The 6,000-nt window shown below is 45.0% G+C and carries 7 protein-coding genes; all 7 read right to left on the reverse strand.

What is annotated here, in order from left to right:
• Nucleotides 1–115: 115 nt before the first annotated feature.
• Nucleotides 116–1,915: a translation elongation factor 4 gene (gene lepA / locus MBO_RS00430; RefSeq protein WP_036361899.1), complete on the reverse strand. Its 1,800-nt coding sequence runs from the start codon at nt 1,913–1,915 to the stop codon at nt 116–118.
• Nucleotides 1,916–2,182: 267 nt separating this feature from the next.
• On the reverse strand, nt 2,183–2,872 hold the full coding sequence (locus tag MBO_RS09975; protein WP_052585188.1) for a hypothetical protein: 690 nt from the start codon (nt 2,870–2,872) through the stop codon (nt 2,183–2,185).
• Nucleotides 2,873–2,988: 116 nt separating this feature from the next.
• Nucleotides 2,989–3,597 carry a polysaccharide biosynthesis/export family protein gene (locus MBO_RS09980; RefSeq protein WP_052585189.1) on the reverse strand — a complete coding sequence of 203 codons (609 nt, stop codon included), beginning with the start codon at nt 3,595–3,597 and terminating at the stop codon, nt 2,989–2,991.
• 138 nt (nt 3,598–3,735) lie between these two features.
• Nucleotides 3,736–4,326, reverse strand: a complete 591-nt coding sequence (locus MBO_RS09985) for a hypothetical protein (protein WP_052585190.1) — start codon at nt 4,324–4,326, stop codon at nt 3,736–3,738.
• Between the two features lie 27 nt (nt 4,327–4,353).
• The gene (locus tag MBO_RS09990) at nt 4,354–4,497 is read right to left on the reverse strand and encodes a hypothetical protein (protein WP_227540013.1); all 144 of its coding nucleotides are present in this window, start codon (nt 4,495–4,497) and stop codon (nt 4,354–4,356) included.
• A gap of 357 nt (nt 4,498–4,854) precedes the next feature.
• On the reverse strand, nt 4,855–5,046 hold the full coding sequence (locus MBO_RS10145) for a hypothetical protein (protein ID WP_265013573.1): 192 nt from the start codon (nt 5,044–5,046) through the stop codon (nt 4,855–4,857).
• Nucleotides 5,047–5,079: 33 nt separating this feature from the next.
• Nucleotides 5,080–5,226 carry an ATP-binding cassette domain-containing protein gene (locus MBO_RS10150; protein ID WP_265013574.1) on the reverse strand — a complete coding sequence of 49 codons (147 nt, stop codon included), beginning with the start codon at nt 5,224–5,226 and terminating at the stop codon, nt 5,080–5,082.
• Nucleotides 5,227–6,000 lie beyond the last annotated feature (774 nt).

The raw sequence follows: 6,000 nt of genomic DNA on the forward strand, positions 1-6,000 counted from the left end.
GCTGTTTTAGGGCGAACTTATCAACAAGCCAAACCACAAGCAGCACCAACGTCACCGGCACAAGCACAAGATTAATATCAAATTCCACAACGCTACCCTTTATTTAATTCATCAATTAGCTATCGACTTTTAACACCGCCAAGAACGCTTCTTGTGGGATTTCCACCGAGCCAACTTGCTTCATGCGTTTTTTACCTGCTTTTTGTTTTTCTAGCAGTTTTTTCTTACGGCTTACGTCACCACCATAACACTTGGCAAGTACATCTTTACGCATCGCTTTAACGGTCGAACGTGCAATGATTTGGCTGCCGATGGCGGCTTGAATTGCCACATCAAACATCTGACGAGGAATCAGCTCTTTCATTTTTTCGACCAGCTGACCGCCACGGCGGCGCGCATGCTCTTGGTGACAAATCATGGCAAGCGCATCAACTTTCTCGCCATTAATAAGCACGTCCACACGAGACAGTTTATCTGCTTGATAACGTTCAAATGCATAATCGAGTGATGCAAAACCACGCGATGCTGATTTTAACTTATCAAAGAAATCCATCACCACTTCGCCCATCGGGATATCAAAGATCACCTGAACTTGGCGCGCCATGAACTTCATGTCCACCTGAACCCCGCGGCGCTCAATGGCAAGAGTAATCACATTACCCAAGTACTCTTGAGGCACAAGAATATGACAACGAGCGATCGGCTCACGGAATTCTTGAATGACGCCCACATCTGGCAGGCGCGATGGGTTGTCCACATAGACAATGTCGCCGTTCTTCTTGACCACTTCATAAATTACCGACGGTGCGGTGGTGATCAAATCAAGGTCGTATTCGCGCTCAAGTCGCTCTTGGATAATCTCCATGTGAAGCATGCCCAAGAAGCCACAACGAAAACCAAAGCCCAGCGCATCAGAAGTGTCCGGCTCAAAGAACAGCGCCGCATCATTGATTTGTAGTTTTTGTAAGGCTTCACGGAATTTTTCAAAGTCACTTGAGTCGATTGGGAACATCCCTGCATAGACCTGCGGTGTTACCTTTTGAAAGCCTGGAATGTTCTCAACTTCTGGCGTCTTGGCAAGCGTAATGGTATCACCCACAGGCGCGCCTTGAATGTCTTTAATGCCCGCAATCACAAAGCCAACTTCGCCCGCCTGTAGAATCCCTGTCTCTAAGCGTTTTGGGGTAAAGACACCAATAGATGTTACCAGATGCGACTCGCCTGTCGATTTTACAAAAATACGATCGCCGGTTTTTACCTGACCTTCGCGGACACGCACCAATGACACCACACCTAGATAATTATCAAACCATGAGTCGATAATCAATGCCTGTAATGGCGCATCGCGATCGCCTGTGGGCGCAGGGATTTTCTCCACCAGTGTTTGGAGTAACTCGTCAATGCCCAAGCCTGTCTTGGCCGAGACGCGTGGCGCTTCTACCGCCTCAATGCCGATGATGTCTTCAATCTCTTCGATTACGCGCTCAGGCTCCACCTGAGGCAAATCAATTTTATTAAGCACAGGCAGCACTTCAAGTCCCTGCTCCACCGCTGTATAGCAGTTCGCCACTGACTGAGCCTCAACGCCTTGTGCAGCATCAACGACCAGTAGCGCACCTTCACAAGCCGCCAATGAACGTGATACTTCGTAACTAAAGTCCACGTGACCTGGCGTGTCGATGAAGTTTAGCTGATACTTTTCACCATTGGGGTGATTGTAGTACAGTGTAACCGACTGAGCCTTAATCGTGATGCCGCGCTCACGCTCAATATCCATGCTATCTAGGACTTGCGCTTGCATTTCACGGTCGGACAAGCCGCCGCAGACTTGAATAAAGCGGTCGGCCAAAGTGCTCTTGCCATGGTCGATATGAGCAATGATCGAGAAATTACGAATGTGAGTTAGATCGGTCATAAGTGCAATTAAAAAATAAAATAATAGCAGGATATTGTAGCAGTTTTTTAATTTAAAAACACTGCTAATTGAATGATTTAAGGGATTTTTTGATAATTAGTGACGGCTTAGTTACTTTTGTCATCAAGATAGGCGATCGTCCAAGGTGACGCGCCATGGAATGAGCCGTTGAGCTGGGTTTGCTCGATGAGATATTCACGGAATTTTAGATAAGATTTACGATTGGGCGCGACAGGGTTCGCCCAAAATGCGTCTAATGACTGCTGATCAGAAGACCCTTGATGTCATAGAGTGTACGCCCCACGATTTTGGAGTGTAATCGCCTACGGTCAAATGCGCATCATAAGTAAGTGCGCCCTGTGTGCGAACTTGTCCATTGACCGTGATGACTGATGTTTTTGATGGAATATGGATCACATCACCTTGCTCTAGGATGATGTCCTGCCAAGAATTTGACACCAAAGCTACGCGAACAGCAGGCTCTACACGTCTTGCTTTTGCGATGAACTGCTCAACCAACTTGGCATCTTCAGAACGCAGCTGCGCTTCTTCTTTTGTGGTTGATTGCGTCGCAAGCGTCATCTCTTCTAGGCGGTCTAGCGCGCGATTGTTCGCTTCTTTTTGCTGGACTTTGACCCACTCACGATAGATGGTTAGATTGTTAACATTTGCCAAACTTGAAGGTTCAAGCTGCGCCACCACATCTTTTGATCGAGCACCATAAGGTAAAATCACCGTACCATTACCACGATGAGCACCTGTCACCTGAACTACGATCGAGCCTTGATAACGGTCAGCAGTTACCACCAGTCTATCGCCATTATTGACAGGCACATTGGCAGCCTCGCCCAAAGAGTAATATTCTGCTGTCTGAGCTCGGACGCCGGCACGAGTGATGCTAATATTGGTCGCATCTGCCAGAGGATTTGCAATGCCTAGCACGTCTGAGGTGGTCAATCATTGACACCAAATTCAAACACATATTCATTTTGCACTCGCCCAGAGATCTCAAAAGTTTTCTTCTGCGGCGCAACTGTAAGCACATCACTATCACGGAACTCAAATGGCGCCAATCAGCCTGCGATCAAAAATTTATAAAGGTTAATCTGCTGAACCAGTTGCCCACCGCGGCGCACCTGAATGTCAATATAACTACCACGCTCAGAATCAACACCGCCCGCTCTGTCTAAATAACTTAGTACCGAGTCTGCCGCCAAGCCACCGTAATAACCAGGCTGCTTAACAAAACCGGTCACGAAAACCTTCACAGGCTGGGCATTTTCCAAAGATGCATACACACCGACATTAGAGCGATAAATGCGGCCGATGGCGGTTTGCACAACATTTTGCAGATTGCCATTTTGCACCCCCGCTACTTTAACAGGGCCGACATTCGGCAAAATATTGCCTTGCGGATCGACTGTCGTCGTGGCTGCGTATTGATACGCGCCCCACATACGAACCTGAACATTATCGCCAGGGCTGATCACGTAACTGTCGTTGAACGTCGGGCCAGACGTGGTCGAAAAGGCACCACGGAATAATTGATCACCAAAAATACGTGGCTTAGTATTTACCGGTTGATAATTGCCTGAATTATTAATGATGGAGTTTAAGCCTAGGTTTGCCGCTGCCACCGCTTCAGATTGTGTGACCTTAGCAGGCACTTGACGACTATCCACGACGCAGCCAAGCGATCCACATTGTTCGCTCGATTAGCAAACGCACTTTGGGGTAATGATGCGCCGATCAGCATCGATACTGTTAAACCAAGGCTTGTTTTAGAAGATCTCATAACCATTCTTCCATTATTCGCCAACTTATTTTGCATGATCGCGAAAGACTGACAGCACCAACACAATAAAACCATACAAGATCAGCAGCAACGCCAATGATGTTGCAATCACATAAGACTTGCGCGGATACAGCGCTTCTTCTGCCAGATGCGGCGGTGAAATCACAATAAGATTCTTCATCTTGCCAATCGCCTCAATGCACGAACTCTCAAGCGAGATTAATGCCAATTTATAAAGCTCTCCTGCAAATTCAACATCGGACTTGATGCTTTCAAATTGAGCGGTTTGCTCGTTAAGTTTACTGTCATTTGGCGAGGTTAGCTTGCCTTGCTCATCACGAATTTGCTTCTCTACCGAAGTAATTTGTCTGCGCAGACTGACAATTTGAGACGCTTCTAGATTTAGGTAGCTAAGAAGTTGACACTCTTCGGTTCTAAGGCTACTTAGTTGGGCTTGTAAGGTTGCAATGACTTGAGTGACAATTTGTGCGTTGGTTTGAGGATCAAAGATCTCATTGGCATTTTGATAATCAAGCATGGCTTTTTTGGTGTCGTTCAGACGCGCTTCGGCTTCTTGAACTTGCGTGGTCGCAAAAGCCAATTGTTCTTTTGCCACTTTTTTGGAAAATGAAGTCAGAACCGGTTAAATGATAATTTTTACGAACTCAAATTTCTTATCCAATTTATCAATCATGTCATCTGACAGCATGTACTTAGTCAAATACAATGCATCATCCCGACTGGTGTTATTCACACCCAGTAGCGCACAGATGCCAGAAGTAGACATTGCCTACTCGCTGACCTGCTTAATCACCAATTGGATGTGCTAATATACCTAGGATTTGCCAAAAGCAGAACGTAGGCAATGATTGCAATCCAAGGTATAATCACAATGCCAACAAATAACAGCTGACTGATGCGTTTATTTTTTAGTTTGGTGGACATGTTTTTTATATACCTTAGTCGCTTCTTTCACATTATGAAAAACTCGTGCCGTCTGATCCATCAGCACAATGCCAACATCGCAATTACGCTCGATATCGCCTAGATTATGCGAAACAACCAAAAATCCAGCTTGCTCGCGTCGGGCTTGTAGAATCTACTCGCCTCTTTTGCGGAATACTGCATCGCCTACAGCACCGACTTAATCAAGCATATAATAATCAAAATCAAACGCCAAGGAAACACCAAAGGTCAATCGCGCTCTCATGCCCGAAGAACAGCTTTTGACAGGCATGTTAAAATACTTACCAATGTCGGCAAACTCTTCCACAAAGCGGATCTCTTTCGTCAATATAATCACCACTTGAATAAAGGCGGCAGACAAAGCGAACATTTTGACGACCTGTCAAGCTGCCCTGAAAGCCACCTACAACACCGACAGGCCATGAAGTGGTACTACCTCTCCAGAGTCTGGCTCATCTAGCCCACAAATGATGCGCAGCAGCGTGGATTTACCTGCGCGATTTCTGCCAAGCAATCCTACAGACTGCTTGCCTGCAATGGTTAAATTCAAATCTTTTAATAGATAACACCTACCATGTGGTGTCTTAAAAGATTTGGTGATGTTTTTAATCTCAATCATAATATCACTTCGTGCAAATTAGATCTCTTTCAAATGCTTTGTGTAAAAGCAAGCCTAAAAAATTCACACAAATTGTCCATTTGATAAAATAGCTCATGCTCACATGATAAATCGGGTAAGTTGGCGATAAAACATGACGAATCATCTCAAGGTTGTGAATAAAAGGATTGTACATAAGATACGACAAATAAGGCTCGGGTATCACGTGTACCGAATAAAGGACCCCAGAAATGAAGTACAATATGGTAAACACAATACTAATCAACTTACTCAATTCACCACCATAATATCCCACAATCATCAAAATCATTGCCAAACCAAAAGTAAAGGAAAACATCATGAGCCAACAAAAAAAGCACAACATCCAAGTGTGCAACACTAAATGTAATACCAAAATCAGTATTACAAAATATATAATGAGCTCAAGCACAGATCATGCAATGATTACATCAATATGGCGCACTGCACGATACATTACTGATACTACACCTAGTCAGCGTGTGGCAATTCTTTGCATCATAAAGAAAGATGTAAATCCAGCCACCAAAAACAGCATATAATCCATGCCTGGCAGCGCACGCTTCATGATTGTACCAAAGATAACCCATAATGACCGTCTGCAAAATCACCTCTAAAAGCGCCCAAAGACAACCCAAACGATAGCTACCAAAGCGGGAAAGTTAAAAACTACTAACAAAACCACAC

This window comes from Moraxella bovoculi 237 (assembly GCF_000696305.2).
Lineage (GTDB): Bacteria > Pseudomonadota > Gammaproteobacteria > Pseudomonadales > Moraxellaceae > Moraxella > Moraxella bovoculi.

What these genes read in the sequence shown, in the direction of transcription:
- MBO_RS09990 (WP_227540013.1), bottom strand. Translation starts at nt 4,497, where the DNA reads ATGTCTACTTCTGGCATCTGTGCGCTACTGGGTGTGAATAACACCAGT.
- lepA (WP_036361899.1), bottom strand. Translation starts at nt 1,915, where the DNA reads ATGACCGATCTAACTCACATTCGTAATTTCTCGATCATTGCTCATATC.
- MBO_RS10145 (WP_265013573.1), bottom strand. Translation starts at nt 5,046, where the DNA reads ATGTTCGCTTTGTCTGCCGCCTTTATTCAAGTGGTGATTATATTGACG.